Genomic DNA, 20,037 nt, shown 5'->3' with positions numbered 1-20,037 from the left:
GCGCTCAGCGCCCGCCGCCCAGGTCGATGAAGCTGCCGGTGGCATAGGAGGCTTTGTCCGAGAGCAACCAGAGGATGGCCTCGGCCACTTCCTCGGGATACCCTCCTCGGCCCATGGGCAAGCCAGGTTCAAGCTTGCTGACGCGATCCGGGTCGCCAGAAAGCGCATGGAAACCGGTATGGATATACCCCGGTCGTACGCCATTGACGCGCACGCCCTCGCCTGCCACTTCTTTGGCCAGGCCGATGGTGAAGGTGTCGAGCGCGCCCTTGGAGGCGGCATAGTCGACATATTCGTTGGGCGAACCCAGGCGTGCGGCGACCGATGATACGTTGACGATGGCCCCGCCTTGCCCGCCATGCCGGCGCGCCATGCGCAGCAGGGCGTGCTTGGCGCAGAGCATGGGGCCGACGACGTTGGTCTTCATGACGTTCAGCAGACGGAACTCGGACATGTCCTCGACCCTGCTCTGCTGGCCGATGGTGCCGGCGTTGTTGACCAGTGCTGTGACGGGGCCGAGCTCATCGTCGACGCGCAGGAACAGCTGGATGATTTCATCTTCGACGCTGACGTCGGCGCGCACCGCGATGGCCTCGGCGCCCAGGGCGCGGACCTGGCTGAGGATGGCTTCGGCGGCCTGGTCATCGGCGTGATAGTTGATGCAGATGCGGTAGCCCTGGCGGGCGGCCAGCAGCGCAGTGGCGGCGCCGATACCGCGGCTGCCGCCGGTGATGACAATGACGTTCTCCATGGGTTTGCCAATGGTTTGGGGAAGGGAGCATCGACAATAGGCGAAATGGCGCTGCGTTGGAATGACGAAGATCAGCACAGCCACCCCTCTGCTGTTGATCTGGCTGTTGATCTGGCTGTTGATCTTGATCTTGATCTTCGCGACTTCAGGAGGCCGAACGCAGGCCTTGCGGAGGCAGGTGACGGGCATGGATGCCCGTCAAGCGCTGAGGCCCCAGGATGGGGCCTTCGGCGCGGTCCTGCCGGGAGCAAGGCCGGAGTGAGGGAACCCCGGAGCGCAGCGCAGGGGCCGGATGATGGGAGCGCATGTACGGGTCACCCACATGGGTTACACAAAAGTTCACTCACATAGGTGACAACACCTGGAGTGTTACATAACCATCAGTGGCATCCCGCACATCGACTCTACCAAGGATGATGGGACCGAAAATAACATCCCAAATGCCATCTCCGACTTGCTCCAGCCCAATGGTCTGGTGCTTGAGCACGTAACCTACGTAGATCCTCAGGCCACGGCGGTTAATGATGCCGCAGCTATCCGCCGGTAAACTCTCGACATGGCTGGGGTAGGTCATCTCAGGAAGTTTTTCAGGGAATGGGCGTGGTGAGGGCTGGTAGCAAGACGCCGGTGTTTTCTGTTTCAGTGCTTCATGCAAGCGCTCGTAATTGTAGTGTTGTCGAAAGCGATCAAAATGCCGCTGTTGAGCTTCCCAGGCCACTGCCGGCGGTGATGGCAGCGTGCTTTTGAGTGTCCGATGCATGCGTTCGTGGCGGCCATTTTGCTCAGGCCTTCCAGGTGCAATGCGCTCAGGAATGATGCCTAGACGCAGCCACCAGATGGACAGCTGAGAAAGTCCTGCACGTCCTTTACTGGCAAACGGCACACCGTTATCGGTACGAATACGCTCAGGCAGGCCATTTTCCCGAAACACCTGGGTGAAAACGGCCTGCGTTTCCAGAAGGTTGGTATTAGGCATGCTGTGGCAGGCGAGCAGGAAGCGGCTGGCGTGATCCATGATCGTTAGTGGATAGCACCAGACGCCTGCGCCTGTCAGAAATTGGCCCTTGTAGTCAGCACTGAACAGCTGGTTAGGCGACTCTGCCTTCTCCAGTGGCTTGGGGTAGACCGCTACACGCTGACGTAAACGGCGTGGGTTGACCAACTCGGCCTTCTTGAGGATGTTGTAAATCGCTGTCTTAGAAGGCGGCGCCTGATCAGGGAAGCGCTCCTGCAGCGCAGCCTGGATCTTTTTCGGACCAGGTTCCGTTTCGCCTCGACTGCGCAGTTCGATGATGGCTTCGCGAACTGCAGCGGGGACGACCCAGTTCTGCGTCAACCGGCGGCGGCTGCGTTCTTCCAGCCCCGAAGGCCCCTCTTTCTCATATCGCTCGACCCATTTGTAGCCGGTCTTACGGCTGATCTCGTAGGCCTGGCACAGGGCGCTGAAGCTGGGCGGCCCTTGCAGGTAATCCGCGATGAAAAGCATTTTCAGGTCCATAGGTTTCAGCTCTCGCCAAGGCATGGTCAGATCCTCGAAAACCGACCTTGCCAGTTAAAGACTGTTACCTATGTGCGTGAACTGATTTGTAACCTATGTGGGTGAGTCATACCCGCAGCGTTTTTTGGTTACTTTTTGTCGCGTTTGACAAAAAGTGACTCGCCGTAAGGGCGAAAAGGTGAGTCTGTGTCGCCATCGCGAATGGACTGTTCGCTGAGTCAAAACAGACGAATTTGCTTCTTGCTTCTTGCTTCTTTGATGTGGGCATTCACATCGAGTAGGTATTCATTCACGCAGGTGGCGCATAGTCACCGTTCCGCCCTTACGGCGGGTCACTTTTTGTCAAACGCGACAAAAAGTAACCAAAAAACGCTGGCTCCTATCATCCGGCCCCTGCGCTACGCTCCGGGGTTCCCTCGCTACGGTCTTGCTCCCGGGAGTACGCGCTGCAGGCCCCATCCATGGGGCCTCAGCGCTTGACGGGCATCCATGCCCGTCACCTCCCTTCGCAAGCCCTACGCTCGGCCTCCTGAAGTCGCAATCCGCGGCGCCTGTGCTATCGCGCGCTTAGAAGCAAAATCAAAAGCCGAAGCGAGAGCGAGAGCACTCAATGCCCTGCCGATGCCGGGCCCGCCTTGGCGGTAAAGGGCGGCTTGGCGAACCACACCAGCAGAATCAACCCGGCAAACACCCAGCTCATCAAGGTGAAATAATCCACCGTCGACATCATGTAAGCCTGACCATTGAGTATCTGCTCCAGCTGCGCGTAACTCTGCGGGCTGGCGCCGCCCAACTGCTCAAGGGTATGCCGCGTCGTCGGGTCGAACTGGCTGATGTGCTCACTCAGGTAGGCATGGTGCTGATCCGCCCGACGAATCCAGATCCAGGTAGTCAACGAAGCCGCAAAACTCCCGCCCAAGGTTCGCAGGAATGTAGCCAGCCCCGAACCGTCGGCAATCTGGTGCGGCGGCAAGTCAGACAGCAGAATGCTCAAGGTCGGCATGAAGAACAACGCCACGCCAATCCCCATGAACAACTGCACCAAGGCCACGTGCTGGAAGTCCACCTCGCTGGTGAAACCGGCACGCATGTAGCAACTGATGCCGATCGCCAGGAACGCCAACCCAGCCAGCACCCGCAGGTCGAAACGGTGCGCATATTTGCCCACGAACGGCGACATGATCACCGGCAGCAAACCGATCGGCGCCACCGCCAGGCCCGCCCACGTCGCGGTATAGCCCATCTGCGTCTGCAACCACTGCGGCAGGATCAGGTTGATACCGAAGAACCCGGCATACCCCCCGACCAGCACGATGGTGCCAATGCGGAAGTTGCGGTGCACAAACAGGCGCAAGTTGACCACCGGGTGCCGGTCGGTCAGTTCCCAGATCACGAATACCGCCAGGAACACCACCGAAACCAGGCTGCCGACAATGATGAACGACGACTCGAACCAGTCCAGATCGTTGCCCTTGTCCAGCACTACCTGCAAGGCCCCAACGCCGATAATCAGGGTCAGCAGGCCAATGTAATCCATCGGCTGGCGGCTGGTGACCACCGGGCGCGTGCGCATCTGCTGGCGCACCACGGCAGCTGCAAACAGGCCGATGGGCACGTTGATGAAGAAGATCCATGGCCAGCTGTAGCTATCGGTAATCCAGCCCCCAAGAATCGGCCCGGCAATCGGCGCCACCACCGTGACCATCGCCAGCAGCGCCAGGGCCATCCCCCGTTTTGCCGGGGGATAGACAGCAATCAGCAGGGTCTGGGTCATCGGGTAAAGCGGCCCGGCGACCACACCCTGCAAGACGCGAAACCCGACCAGCTCGGGCATCGACTGGGCGATACCGCACAGGAACGAAGCCAGCACGAACAGCAGCGTGGCCCAGATGAACAGTTTCACTTCACCAAAGCGCCGGCTCAGCCAGCCGGTCAGCGGCAAGGCGATAGCGTTGCTCACCGCGAACGAGGTGATGACCCAGGTGCCTTGCTCGTAGCTCACCCCCAGGTTGCCGGAAATGGTCGGCAGGGCCACGTTGGCGATGGTGGTGTCCAGCACCTGCATGAACGTCGCGAGCGACAGGCCGATGGTGGTCAGCAGCAGACTTGGCGGCGTGAACTGGGCAGCGGCGTTGTTGCTCATCGTTGCGCCGTCTTGCCGGTTGCACTGTTCTCGTGAATCAGCCGGGCGATCAGGTTGTCGGCTTCGATCATCTGGTGGTCATACACCTGGGTGGTGTAGCTGGCCTTCTGCGGTGGCTGCTGGGCCAGGGTCGGGCCGCTCTGGTCATGCAGGTCGACTTCAACCACGGTGGACAGGCCAATACGTAGCGGGTGGTCCTTGAGCTGGTCGGGGCTGAGGTGGATGCGCACGGGCACTCGCTGGACAATCTTGATCCAGTTACCGGTGGCGTTCTGCGCCGGCAGCAAGGCAAAGGCGCTGCCGGTGCCCGCGCCAAGGCTGTCGACCGTGCCGCTGTACTTGACCTCGCTGCCGTACACATCAGCGGTGATTTCCACCGGCTGGCCGATGCGCATCTCTCGCAGCTGGGTTTCCTTGAAGTTGGCATCGATCCACACCTGATCCAGCGGGATGACCGCCATGGTCGCGGTGCCCGGCTGCAGGCGCTGGCCCAACTGGACGGTACGCTTGGCGACGTAGCCGGTGACCGGCGCGACCAATGTGGTGCGGGCGTGGTCGAGGTAGGCCTGGCGCAGGTCGGCAGCTGCAGCCATGACATCGGGGTGCGAGGACACCACGGTGTCGTCGACCAGCGCGCTGCTGGTGCTGAGCTGTTGCCGCGCGCTGTTGACGGCGGCCTGGGCAACGCTCAGGTCGTCGCGGGCATGGGACAGTTCTTCGGCGGCAATCGCACCACTGTCAGCCAGCACCTTGCGCCGGTTGAAGTCCTGCTGCGCCTTGCGCAGTTCGGCTTGGCGCGTTTCCAGTTGAGCCTTCAGCGAGTCGACGTTGCTGTACAGCCCGCGCACCTGCCGCACGCTGCGTGCCAGCTTGGCTTCGGCGGACTGCAAGGCCACTTCGCTGTCGGCCGGGTCGAATTGCAGCAACACCTGGCCGGCGTGGACCAGGTCGCCGTCATCGGCCCCGATGCTGATAACGGTGCCAGCGACCAGCGGGGTGATCTCCACCACGTTGCCGTTGACATACGCATCGTCGGTGCTTTCGTGCCAACGCCCGACAATGCTGTACCAGGCCCAGGTGCCGACCCCTGCCAGGATCAGCAGCAACAGCAGGCCAAGCAACCAAGCCTTGCGCTTGCGCGACGGCTCGGGCGAGACGGAGGGAGTCGGGGTGTCTGCGGGAGTGGCCATGACAATACCTTGGATAATTCGTTACAGGGTTCAACGGTCGCCGAAGCGGCGGATCGTCAACGGGTCGCCAGCACCGAGCAGCACCTTGGCCAGCAGGCCTTCCAGGGTCTTGAGCTCCTCTGGTGCCAGCACGCCGCACAACTCGTTCATGGCGGCGGCGCCAATTTCCGGCAGGCGGTTGGCCAGGCGCTGGCCGTCGGCGGTGAGTGCCAGGCGCACCTGGCGACGGTCGTCGGCGCAGCGGTTGCGCACGATCAGCTCCTTCTGCTCGAGGCGGTCGAGCATGCGGGTCATCGATCCGCTGTCCAGGCCCAGGTAACGGCACAGTTCGGCCGGGGTATCCAACTGGTACTGGGTGACGATGATCAGCACTTTGAACTGCGCGGCGGTGACGCCCTCTGACTCCAGGTGCCAGTCAAGAATGCGGTCTTTGAGAATCGCAGCACGGCCAAGCAACATGCCGATGGCGCAGGTTTGGAAGTTCTCGGGAGAAAAATGGGCCATCGTTGGCTGCTCAGTTAAGTGTGTAGAAATATTACTGCCTAGGCAGTGAATGTCAAAGCTTTCATTAGCTAGCTATGAAATAGTGGGTGTTTTCTGGCTGTCACACCGCCCCAGCAGGCGCGCATTGCGTCCCATCGCGACACGCAACGCCGCCCCTGCCAGGGGCTACGTAAAGGCGGCTACCGCGCTCGCAGGCCCAGCGCCTCCACCGCCCCGCAAGCAATCGCCATCCCCACCAGCTCTGCGAGGCTGCCTGCCTGCAACCGCTTCATCACCCGGCCTCGGTACAGGTCCACCGTTTTGACGCTGATGCCCAACTGCTCGGCAATCTCGCGGTTGTTCAACCCTTGGGCCAACGGTACGAAGACGTCTCGCTCACGCGGCGTCAGGCCGTCGATGCGCGCCTGCACCAAGGCCAGCGCCTGATCGCCCTCTCGCGCCAGCCCGGCGTGCTCCAGCGCAGCCTGAACGCTGTCGAGCAGCAGCTGGTCGTTGTAGGGTTTTTCGATGAAGTCGCAGGCGCCGGCCTTGAACGCCCGCACCACGATCGGTACATCGGCATGACCGCTGACGAAGATCACCGGCACCATCAGGCCACGCTCGCGCATCGCCTGCTGCACAGCCAGCCCGCCCAGCCCCGGCATGCGCACGTCCAACAGCACACACGCGGGCCCATCATCGACGCAGGCGTCGAGAAACGCCTGCCCGCTGGCGAATGGCAAGGCTTGCAGGCCCACCGACTGCAGCAGCCAGACCGTAGAGTCGCGCATACCCTGGTCGTCATCGACCACATACACTTTTGCTTGCAACACTGCCTCCCCTTATTCCCTGCTGACCGCCAGCCGGCAGCACAGTACCAGACCGCCGTTGTCACCCGCCCGCGCCCACAGGCTGCCACCGAAGCCTTCGATCAGGCTGCGGCTCATGCTCAAGCCCAAGCCCAGGCCGTCGGCCTTGCTGGTGGTAAACGGCGTAAAGATTTCATCCAGCCGCTCCGGTGCCACGCCCGGGCCCTGGTCGGCGACCTCGACCAGCACCCCATCGCCATCGCGCGCCGCGCAGAGCAGGATACGTGACGGTCGCTCACCCTGCTGCTCGCGATTGGCATCGATGGCATTGCGCAGCAGGTTGAGCAGCACCTGCTCCAGCAGCACCCGGTCGGCATACACCAAGGGCAGTTGAGCGCTCATGCGAAGTTCCACCTGCACCTGGTCCCGCGCGGCTTCCCAGGCGCACAGGCGCATGGCTTCGCCGGCCAGCTCGGCCACGTCCAGTGCCTGCAGGCGGCGCGGTTCCTTGCGCAGAAAAGCACGCAGACGGCGGATCACTTCGGCGGCATGGTTGGCCTGCTCGCTGATACGCTGCAGGCCCTGGCCAACCCGCTCGCGCGCCTGGGGATCACGTTCCAGGCCCTGCAGGTAACGCTGACTGGCGTTGGCATAGTTGACCACCGCGGCCAGTGGCTGATTGATCTCGTGGGCGATGCCCGAGGCCAGCTCGCCCAGGGTCGCGAGGCGGGCACTGTGCGCCAGGCTTTCCTGCGCTTCGATGCGCAAGGTGATGTCGCGGGACACGCTGACCACCTCCACCACCGCGCCGGTGTAGGTCTCGCGGATCGCCCGGCTGGCAATTTCGAACCAACGGTAGTCACCTGTCGCCTGGCGTACCCGGCAGGTCATCGTGTGGTAGCCGTCCTGGTCCAGCGCGGCCGCGGCCTGGCGCAGTACCTGACGCCGCTCGCGCGGATGCAGCAGGGTATGTACAGGCATGCCACGCAGTTGCTCGGGCCACAGGCCGAGCAGGCGGTAGGCTGCCGGTGAGGCATCGAGAAAGCGGCCATCGGGGCTGTGCCGGGAAATCAGGTCGGTGGTGTTTTCGATGATCAGCCGATACAGGCGCCGGGCGCGGCTGGCTTCGCGTGCGCCATGGCGCTCTTCGCTGGCATCGCGGCAGCGGCCCAGCACCTGCTGGCCCTGGTTGTCCGGCATGAACGTCCATAGCACGATGCGTTCGCCGACCTGCACTTCCACATCGCTGATCGCCCGATGCTGGCGCAGACAGGCACGCACCAGGGCCGCGCAATTGGCCGGCAGCCAGCAAGCCAGCTCAGGCCCTTCGGCGACCCAGGCCTGCAGTGCCGGGTTGAGTGCCAGCGGGCTTGCATCACTGGCCAGTAACAGACTGGGTTGTGGGTCTTTGGCGAGCAAGGGGTAAGCAGTGTCATCCACAGTAGGCGGCCTATTTTTATAGTAGTTTTACTATATTGCTATAGTCGATATTCCTAATACCATAGCGACTCGCGTAAAACTGCGACAGAGGGGGCGGCCCACCGTCCGCCCCCTGCACCCTGAACAGAGCTAACAATCAGCCATCGGGGGCCAGGTGCACAGGCTGCGTCTGCCTCCCTTACAGGATTACCGCATGTCGATCTATGCCCAGGGCCTGATGCCCGCTGCCGTCAACCATGTCGCCCTCCCCCCGCTGAGCTTCATCGAACGCACCGCTGCCGTGTACGGCAACTACCCGGCCGTCATCCACGGCGCCATCCGCCGCAACTGGCAAGAAACCTACCAACGCTGTCGGCGCCTGGCCAGCGCCCTGGCCGGTCGTGGCATTGGCCGTGGCGACACCGTGGCAGTGATGCTGCCCAACACCCCGACCATGCTCGAGGCGCACTTCGGCGTCCCCATGACCGGTGCCGTGCTCAATACCCTGAACGTGCGCCTGGATGCCGAGGCCATTGCCTTCATGCTGCAGCATGGCGAGGCCAAAGTGCTGATCACCGACCGCGAGTTCCATGCGGTCATCGAAGGCGCTCTGGCACTGCTTGAACACCCGCCGCTGGTGGTTGATGTGGATGACCCGGAGTACGGCGAAGGCCGCGCGGTCAGCCAGCTGGACTATGAGGCCCTGCTCAACGAAGGCGACCCGGAATTTGCCTGGGAATGGCCCGATGACGAGTGGCAGGCCATATCGCTGAACTACACCTCCGGCACCACCGGCAACCCCAAGGGCGTGGTCTACCACCACCGTGGTGCCTACCTGAACGCCCTGGGCAACCAGATGACCTGGGCCATGGGCCACCGCCCGGTGTACCTGTGGACGTTGCCGATGTTCCACTGCAACGGCTGGTGCTACCCCTGGACCATCACCGCCCTGGCCGGCACCCATGTGTTCCTGCGCCGGGTCGACCCGCAGAAGATCCTGACCCTGATCCGCGAGCACAAAGTCAGCCACCTGTGCGGTGCGCCGATCGTGCTCAACGCGCTGGTCAACATGCCCGAGGCGGCCAAGGCAGCCATCGAGCACCCGGTGCAGGCCATGGTCGCCGGCGCCGCTCCACCGGCCAAGGTCATCGGCGCCGTGGAAGAAATGGGCATCAAGGTCACCCACACCTACGGCCTGACCGAGGTTTATGGCCCGGTGACCGTGTGTGCCTGGCATGACGAATGGGACGCGCTTTCGCTGGAGGAGCGTGCACGCATCAAGTCTCGCCAAGGCGTGCGCTACCCGACCCTCGATGGCCTGATGGTCGCCGACCCGCAAACCCTTCAGCCAGTACCCCGCGACGGCAATACCCTGGGCGAAATCTTCATGCGCGGCAACACGGTGATGAAGGGTTACCTGAAAAACCCTGAAGCCACCGCCGAAGCCTTCCGTGGCGGCTGGTTCCACACCGGCGACCTGGCCGTGTGGCATGCCGACGGCTATATCGAGATCAAGGACCGGCTCAAGGACATCATCATTTCCGGTGGCGAAAACATCTCCACCATCGAGGTCGAAGACGCCCTGTACAAGCACCCGGCAGTGCTGGAAGCCGCCGTGGTGGCACGCCCGGATGAAAAATGGGGGGAAACCCCGTGCGCCTTCGTTGCCCTGAAGCCGGGCCGAGAGGACACCCGTGAAGCCGACATCACCAGTTGGTGCCGCGAGCACCTGGCCGGGTTCAAGGTGCCGAAGACCGTGGTGTTCGGCGAGCTGCCCAAGACCTCGACCGGCAAGATCCAGAAGTACGTGCTGCGCGACCGGGCCAAGGCCCTCTGATGCCGTAGCCGCCCCCTTCAGGCGCAGCACACGGCTGCGCCTGAAGGTTCAGCGCACGCCCAACCCTCCCTCACTATTGCAAGAGCTGCCGATGACCACCTATTCCGCCCCCCTGCGCGACATGCGCTTCGTCCTGCATGACGTGTTCAACGCTTCAGGCCTGTGGGCCCGACTGCCCGCCCTGGCCGAACGCATCGATGCCGACACTGCCGACGCCATTCTCGAGGAAGCATCAAAAGTCACCGGCCAGCTGATCGCCCCGCTCAGCCGCAACGGTGACGAGCAAGGTGTGTGCTTCGACGCAGGCCAAGTCACCACCCCCGAAGGCTTTCGCGAGGCCTGGAACACCTACCGCGAAGGTGGCTGGGTCGGCTTGGGCGGCAACCCGGAACACGGCGGCATGGGCATGCCAAAGATGCTCGGCGTGCTGTTCGAAGAGATGCTCTACGCGGCTGACTGCAGCTTCAGCCTGTATTCGGCATTGAGCGCAGGCAGTTGCCTGGCGATCGATGCCCACGCCAGCGAAGCGCTCAAGGCCACTTACCTGCCACCGCTGTACGAAGGCCGCTGGGCCGGCACCATGTGCCTGACCGAACCCCATGCCGGCACTGACCTGGGGCTGATCCGCACCCGCGCCGAGCCTCAGGCCGATGGCAGCGTGCGCATCAGTGGCAGCAAGATCTTCATTACCGGCGGCGAGCAGGACCTGACCGAGAACATCGTCCACCTGGTGCTGGCCAAGCTGCCGGATGCGCCCGCCGGTGCCAAAGGCATATCGCTGTTTCTGGTCCCCAAATTCCTGGTCGAGGCCGATGGCCGCCTGGGCGCGCGCAATGCTGTCCATTGTGGCTCGATCGAACACAAGATGGGCATCAAGGCCTCGGCGACCTGCGTCATGAACTTTGACGGTGCCATCGGTTACCTGGTGGGCGAACCGAACAAGGGCCTGGCAGCGATGTTCACCATGATGAACTACGAGCGCCTGTCCATCGGCATACAGGGCATCGGTTGTGCCGAAGCCTCCTACCAGAGCGCCGCCCGCTATGCCAACGAGCGCCTGCAGAGCCGCGCAGCGACTGGCCCGCAGGCACACGACAAGGTGGCCGACCCGATCATCCACCATGGTGATGTTCGGCGCATGCTGCTGACCATGCGCACCCTCACCGAAGCAGGTCGGGCGTTCGCCGTCTACGTTGGCCAGCAACTGGACGTGGCGCGCTATGCCGAGGACGCTGGCGAACGCGAGCATGCCCAGCGCCTGGTGGCACTGCTGACACCGGTGGCCAAGGCATTCTTCACCGACAACGGTCTGGAAAGCTGCGTGCTTGGCCAGCAGGTGTACGGCGGTCATGGCTACATCCGCGAATGGGGCCAGGAGCAACGGGTGCGAGACGTGCGCATTGCGCAAATCTATGAAGGCACCAACGGCATTCAGGCCCTTGATCTGCTGGGGCGCAAGGTGCTGGCCGACGGTGGTCAGGCGTTGGCCAGCTTTGCCAGCGAAGTGCGGGCCTTCAGTGTGGATGCGCCCTTGCACCGCGAGGCCCTGCAGGCGAGCCTGGCGCGGCTCGAGGCCACCAGCAGCTGGCTGCGGGCGCAGGCTGGCGAGGATGCCAACCTGGTCAGCGCGGTAGCCGTTGAGTACCTGCAGCTGTTCGGGCTGACGGCCTATGCGTACATGTGGGCGCGGATGGCGGCGGTGGCGCTGGCCAAACGTGATGAGGACGAGGCGTTTCATGGTGCGAAGCTTGCCTGTGCGACGTTCTATTTCCAGCGGGTCTTGCCGCGGGGGTTGGGGCTGGAGGCGAGCATTCGGGCCGGTAGTGGCAGCCTTTATGGGCTAGAGGCCGCACAGTTCTGACCGGTGTGTCACTGACGCGCTTGTTGCAAGGGCAGCCGTGTGCTGCGAAGAGGGCCGGTACAGGTTACCGAATCGGTACTGCAAACACTGACCTCTTCGCCGCACCAGGCCGCCCCGGAAGCGATTGCAGACATCGTCTTTTGCCCGCGAAGGGTTCTCAAACGCTGAAAAACCGTGGTCAATCCGACGAAAAACCGGCACAACTGATAGTCATTCGCCATTACATTGGTTCTCGGGAGCACTCTCGCAAGGGTAGAATGCGCAAAACCCGGAGCCGCAATGAACCACGACCGCCTCAATCCCAGCCCAGACGATGCCATCACCGACGCCGCAGCGCATTGGTGCATGCGCCTGCACGCCGACGATTGCACGCAGGCCGAGCGTGAAGCATTCGCTGGCTGGTTGGCGGCCGACCCGCGGCATGCCGAAGAATATCAGGCGATGCTGGAAATCTGGCAAACAGCCGACCTGCTGCCGCGTAGCGCCACCGTCATCGACTTCAACCCACCTGCCAAACACGCCGCCCGCCCCCGCAACTGGCGGCCGCTGGCGTCTGCTGCGGCCATCGCCCTGGCAGTGCTGCCGCTGGCCGGCTGGATGGGGTGGGAACAGGGCTGGTTGCCCAACCACTACCAGCACGTCGAAGCCGGTGACCACATGCAGACCGTGGAGCTCAGCGACGGCAGCACGGTACAGCTCAACCTGCACACCGAGCTCACCTTCCTCAACTACAAGGACCAGCGCCAGGTCACGCTCAAGCGCGGCGAGGCGTTCTTCAAGGTGCGACACGACAGCAGCCACCCGTTCATCGTGCGTGCAGGCAGTGGCCAGACCCGGGTCACCGGCACCCAGTTCAACGTGTGGAAGTACCAGGACCAGGTGAAGGTCACCCTGGTGGAAGGTTCAGTGCTGGTGTCCAGTGAGGGCAATGCCGGTGGCTACCGCCTTGGCCCTGGCATGCAGGCCAGCTACCACAAGGGCGACTTCGAGCCGCAGCTGGAGCAAAGCGACGACTATGGCAACAGCCTGGCATGGCGCAGCGGCAAGCTGGTGCTCGACAACCTGAGCCTGGAACAGGCGCTGCCGGTGATAAACCGCTACCTCGACGCCCCGCTGCGACTGGCCGATGCAAGCACCGGCCGCATTCGCATCAGCGGCATCTACAACACCCGTGAGGTGGGGCGCCTGGTCAACAACCTGCCCAAAGTCCTGCCGGTCTACCTGACCCGCAGCAAGGACGGCAGCACCGTGCTCAATCGCATCTCGCCGCCGCCCGACAAGGGCTGACGCCCTCCCCCGCCTTACAAGGTCATCGCCGCCAACCAACCGAACGCCAGCAGCGGCAGGTTGTAATGGATGAAGGTCGGCACCACGGTGTCCCAGATGTGGTGGTGCTGGCCATCCACGTTCAGGCCCGAGGTCGGGCCCAGGGTCGAGTCCGAGGCCGGCGAACCTGCATCACCCAGCGCACCGGCAGTACCAATGATGCACACCGTGGCCAACGGGTCGAAGCCCAGTTGTACGCACAGTGGCACGAAAATCGCCGCCAGGATCGGCACGGTGGAGAACGACGAGCCGATCCCCATCGTCACCAAAAGGCCTACCAACAGCATCAGCAGGGCACCGACGCCCTTGCTGTGGTCGATCCACTGCGCCGAGGTTTCCACCAGGCTCTTCACCTCACCGGTGGCCTTCATCACCTCGGCAAAACCGGACGCGGTAATCATGATGAAGCCGATCATGGCCATCATCTTCATGCCTTCGGTGAACAGGTCGTCGGTCTCTTTCCACTTGACGATGCCCGACAGCGAGAAGATCAGGAAACCGACCATGGCACCGATGATCATCGAGTCCAGCAACAGCTGGACAATGAAGGCTGCCGCGATCGCCAGCCCGGCCACCAGCAAGGTCAGCGGGTTGTACTGCACGCTCACCTGCTCCACCTGCTGGATCCGCGCCAGGTCGTAGTCACGCTTCTTGCGGTAGCTGATGAACACCGCCACCAGCAGGCCGACGAGCATGCCGGCAGCAGGGACGGCCATGGCGTGGGTGACGTTGACGCCGCTCACATCGACACCCGCGCGGGCCACATTGGCCAACAGGATCTCGTTGAGGAAGATGTTGCCGAAGCCCACCGGCAGGAACATGTACGGGGTGATCAGGCCAAAGGTGATCACACAGGCGATCAGCCGGCGGTCGATACGCAGGCGCGTCAGCACGTACAACAGAGGGGGTACCAGCAGCGGAATGAAGGCAATGTGGATGGGCAGGATGTTCTGGGACGACACGGCCACCACCAGCATCAGGCCGATCATCAGCCATTTGACCTTGCCGCCCTTGGCGTCGCCCTGTCGGTCGATCATGGCCAGGGCGCGGTCGGCCAGCGCATGGGCCAGGCCAGACTTGGCGATTGCCACGGCAAAGGCACCCAGCAGTGCATAGGACAAAGCCACCGTGGCACCACCGCCGAGGCCACCGTTGAAGGCCTTGAGCGTGCCTTCGATGCCCAGGCCGCCCACCAGCCCACCGGCCAGGGCGCCGATGATCAGGGCGATGACCACGTGCACGCGGGACAGGCTGAGTATCAGCATGATGCCGACCGCGGCGATCACTGCATTCATGGTTGGCTTACCTCATTACGACAGAAAAAAGCGCGAACTCTGAAGCAGTAGGCGGCAGATGTCAAAAGCGCCTTGATACGGCGCGTTAGTGGCGGTCAAATTTAAATTGAATGTTTGAATAAAGAAAAAACGGCAGGGGCCGATATTGAGGGAGGCAGCGAGGTGCCTGGCCGCAGCGCTTTGGCACCTCCCGGCCCCACCGCAGATAAAGCCATAACCCTTAATGCCAAAAAAGGGATCCGCCCCCATGCCTTTGCGACAACTTTCCATACAGTGGAAGATCACCCTGCTCGCCGGTCTCTGTCTGGCCGCTATCGTCACCTTGCTCGTCGGCCTGTCGCTGTACCGCATGGATCACAGTTCGGACCTGGTCAAGGCCAGCAGCATGCAGATGCTGACCGAGGCGGCGCAGTCGCGTATCGAGTCACAAGGTGAAGTGCAAGCGCTGAACATTCGCCGCCAGTTCATGGATGCCTACCAGTACGGCGCCGGCTTCGCCCGTCAGGTGCTGTTCCTGCGCGAGCAGGCCGAAAAGCGCTTTCTCGATGCCTTCGACCTGCGCGAGGACATGACCCGCCAGGTACGCGCCGCACTGCAAGCCAACCCCGACCTGCTCGGCCTGTCACTGGTGTTCGAGCCCAATGCCCTGGACAACAAGGACAGCCTGTTTGCCGGCAAGGCAGCATTGGGCAGCAACGAAACCGGGCGCTTTGCCCTGTACTGGTCGCAGCCACGCGCCGGCCAGTTGACCTCGATGGCCCTGCCCGAACATGACATGGCCAACACCGAGATCGGCCCCAGCGGCCAGCCGGCCAACACCTGGTGGGTATGCCCACGCACCTCCGGCAAGGTGTGCGTGGTAGAGCCGTACTTCTACGACATCGATGGCCAGCAGGTGCTGATGACCAGCATCGTGTTCCCGCTGGCGGTCAACGGCAAGATCATTGCCACCCTGTCCATCGACATCAACCTCAATAGCCTGCAGGCGCTGAGCCAGGAGGCCAGCCGCAGCCTCTATGAAGGCCGCACCACGGTCGGCATTCTGACCCCGGTCGGCCTGCTGGCCGGCTACAGCGCCGATGCCAGCAAGCTGGCCCAGCGCTTTGACCAGGTAGACCCGGTCAAAGGCGCCGAGCTGGTGCGCAAGCTGGCCGATGGCAAGCTGACCATCCTCCACGACCGGCAGCGCTTGAAGGTGCTGGCTGCATTCCGGCCAATCCCGGACGCCCAGCCTTGGGGCGTGTTGCTGGATGTGCCGGAAAACGCCCTGACCGGGCCGGCCGAAACCCTGAAGCAGGAACTTGACGCGCTCAATACCAGCGGCACCTTGCTGGAACTGAGCCTGGGCCTGGCCGCCGCCATTGTCGGCCTGCTGCTGGTATGGCTGATGGCCCGCGGCGTTACCCGGCCGATCCTCGGCGTGGCCGCCATGCTCAAGGACATTGCCAGCGGCGAAGGCGACCTGACCCGTCGCCTGACCTACCAGAAACAGGACGAACTGGGCGAACTGGCCGGCTGGTTCAACCGCTTCCTCGACAAGTTGCAGCCAACCATCGCCGAGGTCAAACGCTCGGTGCAGGCCGCCCGAGGCACGGCCGACCAGTCCTCGGCGATTGCCACTGAAACCAGCGCCGGCATGGAGCAGCAGTACCGCCAGGTCGACCAGGTAGCCACCGCCTCCCATGAAATGAGCGCCACCGCCCAGGACGTTGCCCGCAGCGCCGCCCAGGCTGCGCAGGCGGCGCGCGATGCCGACCAGGCCACCCGCGAGGGCTTGGCGGTAATCGACCGCACCACCAGCAGCATCGGTGCCCTGGCCGCCAACATGAGCGACACCATGGCCGAAATAGAAGGCCTGGCGCAGAACAGCGAGAAGATCGGCTCGGTACTGGAAGTGATCCGCTCGATCGCCGAACAGACCAACCTGCTGGCACTCAACGCTGCCATCGAAGCTGCCCGCGCCGGAGAGGCCGGCCGTGGCTTTGCCGTGGTCGCCGATGAGGTGCGCAACCTTGCCCAGCGCACTCAGGAGTCGGTGGAAGAAACCCGTCAGGTCATCGAAGCCCTGCAGAACGGCACCCGCGAAGTGGTCGGCGCCATGGACCACAGCCACCGCCAGGCCCAAGGTGGCGTGGAGCAGGTCGGCCAAGCCGTCACGGCATTGCAGCGCATTGGCCAGGCGGTGACGGTGATCACCGACATGAACCTGCAGATCGCCTCTGCCGCCGAGGAGCAAAGCGCGGTAGCCGAGGAAATCAACAGCAACGTGGCGACCATTCGTGATGTCACTGAATCCCTGTCAGGCCAGGCCAACGAGTCGGCGCGGGTCAGCCAGTCGCTGAACAGCCTGGCCAACCAGCAGCAAGCGCTGATGGACCAGTTCCGCGTCTGAAGCGAACGGGGCCACGCCAGTGGCCCTGAAACTGACAAAACCTCGTCGTCTACACTTGCCCCCACCGCCAAGGCATGGCGAACGACGAGGTTCACATGAAGAGCATTTCAACGCTGCTGGCCGGGCTGCTGTTGACGGTGGGCCTGGCCAGCACCGACAGCGCCACATCGGCAGAGCAACCTGCGCCTATCCATTTTGGTGCCATCGGCTGGGAAAGCGGCGCCCTCACCACCGAGATCCTGCGCCTGATCGTGGAGCGCGGCTACGGCTACCGCACCGACACCCTGCCTGGCAGCACGGTCAGCATGGAGGTGGCCCTGGCGCGCAATGACCTGCAAGTGATCGCCGAGGAATGGGCCGGGCGCAGCCCTGCCTGGGTCAAGGCCGAACAGGCCGGCCAGGTGTTCGCACTGGGCGATACGGTCAAAAATGCAGAGGAAGGTTGGTGGGTACCGGCCTATGTGATCGAGGGCGATGCCGCACGCAACCTGAAGCCCGTGGCGCCTGAGCTGCACAGTGTCGAGGACCTCAAGCGTTACCCGCAGGTATTTTCTGACCCCGAATCGCCCGGTAAAGGGCGTTTTCTCAACAGCCCAAGCGGCTGGACGTCTGAAACCGTCAACAGCCAAAAGCTCAAGGCCTATGGCCTGGATGGCCTCTACAACAACTTCCGCAGTGGCTCCGGCGCCGCGATGGACGCCGAGATCGGTTCGGCTATCCGGCGCGGCAAACCTGTGCTGTTCTACTACTGGAACCCGACCCCGCTGATGGGGCGCTACAAGCTCATCCGGCTGGAAGAACCCCCGTTCGATGCCCAGGCCTGGGCCACCCTCACCGACCCCGCCAACCCCAACCCGAAAGGCAGCCGCTCGCTGCCGGCAAAGTTGTCGATCGGCGTGTCCAAAGCCTTTCGCGAAAACTACCCAGACTTGGTCAGTGTGTTCGAACAGGTCAACCTGCCCATCGATCGCCTGAACAAGGCCCTGGCCGTCATGAGCGAAAAACGCACGCCCCCGCGTGAAGCCGCCCTCACCTTCCTGCGCGATCACCGCGAGGTGTGGAAAGCCTGGCTGCCGGCGGACATCGCCGCCAAGGTCGAGGCCAGCCTGTGAGCAGCGGTTTCCCGCAGACCCTGCAGTTTTCCTTCGCCGACAGCATCAACCGCCTGGTCGACGGGTTGGTATTGAACTACGGCGACCACCTGCGCAGTTTTTCTGACCAGTTGCTGCAACTGCTGGTCGGCCTGGAGAACCTGTTGCGTCTGTTGCCTTGGTGGCTGTTGTTGTTGCTGGTGGGTCTGCTGGCCTGGCACGCCAGCCGCAGCCTGCTGCGCAGCGCCGTGCTGGTCGCGCTGCTGGCCTTGATCGGTATGCTCGGGCTCTGGGACAAGCTGCTGCAGACCCTGGCCCTGGTGCTGGTCAGTACCGGCCTGTGCGTACTGGTGGGTGTACCGCTGGGCATCCTGCTGGCCGCCCGGCCACTGGCCAGGCGGCTGCTGTTGCCGGTCCTCGATGTGATGCAGACGCTACCTGCGTTCGTTTACCTGATCCCGGTGCTGATGCTGTTTGGCCTGGGCAAGGTGCCTGCCGTGTTCGCCACGCTGATCTACGCCCTGCCGCCGCTGGTGCGGTTGACCGAGCTGGGCTTGAGCCAGATCGACCCCTCGTTGCTGCAGGCCGCACACGGCCTTGGCGCAAGCCGCTGGCAGCGGTTGCGGCGCATCGCCCTGCCCCTGGCGCTGCCGAGTATCATGGCCGGGCTCAACCAGTCGGTCATGATGGCCTTGTCGATGGTGGTCGTGGCGTCGATGATCGGCGCCCGTGGGTTGGGTGAGGATGTGCTGGCGGGGATCCAGACCTTGAATGTTGGCCAAGGGATGGAGGCCGGGCTGGCAATTGTCGCCCTGGCCATGGTGATCGACCGGATCAGCCAGGCCTATGGGCGTAGCAGTCGCTGAGCCGTATCGGCAAGGCCTGGGAGCAGCCTTGTGCTGCGAGAGGGCCGGGCCCGACAATATGCCTCTGTCAGCTGAGAACCGGACCTCAACCGCATGTCCCTGAAAGCCCTGCGCACCTTGGTGACCATCGCCCGCCACGGCACCTTTGCCCGCGCCGCCGACCTGCTCAGCCTCACCCCCTCGGCGGTCAGCCTGCACATCAAAACCCTCGAAGACGAACTGAAGGTGGCCTTGTTCGACCGTAGCCGCAGGCAGGTGGTGCTGACCGAAGCCGGCCAGTTGGCGGTGGCCCGCGCCGAAAGCCTTCTGGCTGCCTATGACGAACTGGCCGATGCCCTGGCCAGCGGCCCAAGCCTGCGCGGCCGCTTGCGCCTCGGGGCGATCCACACGGTGCTGGCGCGGCGCTTGCCCAAGGCGCTGGTGTGGATCAAGGCCCATCACCCGCAGCTACACATCAGCGTGGCCTCGGGCATGTCGGCGGAGCTGGCGCGGCGCGTGGAAGACGGGGAGCTCGATGCGGCGATCACCACCGAACCGGTCAGCCCTTACCCGCAGAGCCTGGACTTTACACCGCTGTTCGAGGACCGTTTCTGGGCCATTGCCAGCCCTGAGCTGGCCGGGTATAGCGTGCCGCAGTTGCTGGCCAGCCAGCCATTCCTGCGCTTCGACAAGCGTGCCTGGGCCGGCCGGCAGATCGAGCAGGAACTACGCCGCCAGCAGGTGCAGGTGAGCGAACTGATGGAACTGGACAGCCAGGAAGCCCTGGCGCGCATGGCGGTGATGGGCCTGGGCGTGGCGGTCATTCCCATGGCGGATGACGACCTGCAACGCTTGCCACCCGCCACCTGCCTGCCGTTTGGCGAGCCGCAGCTGACCCGGCGGGTGGTGTTGCTGGAGCATGAAAAAAGCCAGCGGCGGCATTTGAGTGCGGTGTTGAAGACCGCCCTGGAAGCCTGACACCAGGCTGCTCCAAAGCGCGATCTGCACCCACCAACATGCATTTTCCCTCAACGGTCACTGAAGAAAACAACGTTTTTACAGATTGATCCGCCCCCGTAGTCTGTGCACGTACCCGA

Annotated in this window: 15 protein-coding genes and 1 pseudogene; 8 read left to right on the top strand and 8 right to left on the bottom strand. The window is 63.4% G+C overall.

The window, feature by feature from the left end; all coding sequences use genetic code 11:
- Positions 1-4 precede the first annotated feature (4 nt).
- The 7 genes from AA098_RS12040 to AA098_RS12010 all read right to left on the bottom strand — a co-directional run bounded on the left by AA098_RS12040 (position 5) and on the right by AA098_RS12010 (position 8,314).
- Complete coding sequence (locus tag AA098_RS12040) at positions 5-751, bottom strand: SDR family oxidoreductase (protein ID WP_029380669.1); 747 nt, start codon at positions 749-751, stop codon at positions 5-7.
- Positions 752-1,094: 343 nt separating this feature from the next.
- Complete coding sequence (locus tag AA098_RS12035) at positions 1,095-2,273, bottom strand: integrase core domain-containing protein (protein WP_064614054.1); 1,179 nt, start codon at positions 2,271-2,273, stop codon at positions 1,095-1,097.
- Between the two features lie 583 nt (positions 2,274-2,856).
- Positions 2,857-4,392 carry a DHA2 family efflux MFS transporter permease subunit gene (locus AA098_RS12030; RefSeq protein ID WP_064614254.1) on the bottom strand — a complete coding sequence of 512 codons (1,536 nt, stop codon included), beginning with the start codon at positions 4,390-4,392 and terminating at the stop codon, positions 2,857-2,859.
- The gene (locus tag AA098_RS12025; protein WP_003247813.1) at positions 4,389-5,582 is read right to left on the bottom strand and encodes an HlyD family secretion protein; all 1,194 of its coding nucleotides are present in this window, start codon (positions 5,580-5,582) and stop codon (positions 4,389-4,391) included. The genes AA098_RS12030 and AA098_RS12025 overlap by 4 nt, the downstream gene beginning before the upstream one ends.
- Positions 5,583-5,612: 30 nt before the next feature.
- Positions 5,613-6,086: a MarR family winged helix-turn-helix transcriptional regulator gene (locus AA098_RS12020; protein WP_064614253.1), complete on the bottom strand. Its 474-nt coding sequence runs from the start codon at positions 6,084-6,086 to the stop codon at positions 5,613-5,615.
- A 179-nt stretch (positions 6,087-6,265) separates the two neighbouring features.
- The gene (locus tag AA098_RS12015) at positions 6,266-6,898 is read right to left on the bottom strand and encodes a response regulator transcription factor (protein ID WP_014860281.1); all 633 of its coding nucleotides are present in this window, start codon (positions 6,896-6,898) and stop codon (positions 6,266-6,268) included.
- Positions 6,899-6,907: 9 nt separating this feature from the next.
- Positions 6,908-8,314, bottom strand: a complete 1,407-nt coding sequence (locus AA098_RS12010) for a sensor histidine kinase (protein ID WP_060538462.1) — start codon at positions 8,312-8,314, stop codon at positions 6,908-6,910.
- A 193-nt stretch (positions 8,315-8,507) separates the two neighbouring features.
- Between AA098_RS12010 and AA098_RS12005 the strand changes: the two genes are divergently transcribed.
- The 3 genes from AA098_RS12005 (at position 8,508) to AA098_RS11995 (ending at position 13,278) form a co-directional block, all read left to right on the top strand.
- A complete protein-coding gene (locus AA098_RS12005; protein WP_064614252.1) occupies positions 8,508-10,130 on the top strand; it encodes an acyl-CoA synthetase in 1,623 nt (540 codons plus the stop codon).
- Positions 10,131-10,221: 91 nt separating this feature from the next.
- Positions 10,222-11,991, top strand: a complete 1,770-nt coding sequence (locus AA098_RS12000) for an acyl-CoA dehydrogenase C-terminal domain-containing protein (protein WP_003247803.1) — start codon at positions 10,222-10,224, stop codon at positions 11,989-11,991.
- A 279-nt stretch (positions 11,992-12,270) separates the two neighbouring features.
- Complete coding sequence (locus AA098_RS11995; RefSeq protein ID WP_064614251.1) at positions 12,271-13,278, top strand: FecR family protein; 1,008 nt, start codon at positions 12,271-12,273, stop codon at positions 13,276-13,278.
- 14 nt (positions 13,279-13,292) lie between these two features.
- Here the strand turns inward: AA098_RS11995 and AA098_RS11990 are convergent, their stop codons facing one another.
- Entirely contained in the window at positions 13,293-14,612 is a 1,320-nt protein-coding gene (locus AA098_RS11990) for a Na+/H+ antiporter family protein (protein WP_003247798.1), read from the bottom strand.
- Positions 14,613-14,835: 223 nt separating this feature from the next.
- On the opposite strand from AA098_RS11990, the pseudogene AA098_RS30180 reads away from it, so the two are divergent.
- From AA098_RS30180 to AA098_RS11965, 5 genes and pseudogenes are all read left to right on the top strand, one after another.
- Positions 14,836-16,146, top strand: a pseudogene (locus AA098_RS30180) (HAMP domain-containing protein); the annotation flags it as partial.
- Positions 16,147-16,248: 102 nt separating this feature from the next.
- Positions 16,249-17,004 carry a methyl-accepting chemotaxis protein gene (locus AA098_RS30175; protein ID WP_241792063.1) on the top strand — a complete coding sequence of 252 codons (756 nt, stop codon included), beginning with the start codon at positions 16,249-16,251 and terminating at the stop codon, positions 17,002-17,004.
- Positions 17,005-17,099: 95 nt separating this feature from the next.
- Positions 17,100-18,116, top strand: coding sequence for an ABC transporter substrate-binding protein (locus AA098_RS11975; protein ID WP_014860276.1), 1,017 nt, complete (start codon positions 17,100-17,102; stop codon positions 18,114-18,116).
- Positions 18,113-18,961 carry a proline/glycine betaine ABC transporter permease gene (locus AA098_RS11970; RefSeq protein WP_003247791.1) on the top strand — a complete coding sequence of 283 codons (849 nt, stop codon included), beginning with the start codon at positions 18,113-18,115 and terminating at the stop codon, positions 18,959-18,961. The genes AA098_RS11975 and AA098_RS11970 overlap by 4 nt, the downstream gene beginning before the upstream one ends.
- A gap of 93 nt (positions 18,962-19,054) precedes the next feature.
- Positions 19,055-19,918: a LysR family transcriptional regulator gene (locus AA098_RS11965; RefSeq protein WP_064614250.1), complete on the top strand. Its 864-nt coding sequence runs from the start codon at positions 19,055-19,057 to the stop codon at positions 19,916-19,918.
- The last annotated feature ends 119 nt before the right edge of the window (positions 19,919-20,037 follow it).

Source organism: Pseudomonas sp. JY-Q (assembly GCF_001655295.1).
Classification (GTDB): Bacteria; Pseudomonadota; Gammaproteobacteria; order Pseudomonadales; family Pseudomonadaceae; genus Aquipseudomonas; species Aquipseudomonas alloputida.
The sequence above is the reverse complement of the archived record's forward strand: the minus strand, read 5'-3'. Positions and strand labels throughout refer to the sequence as shown.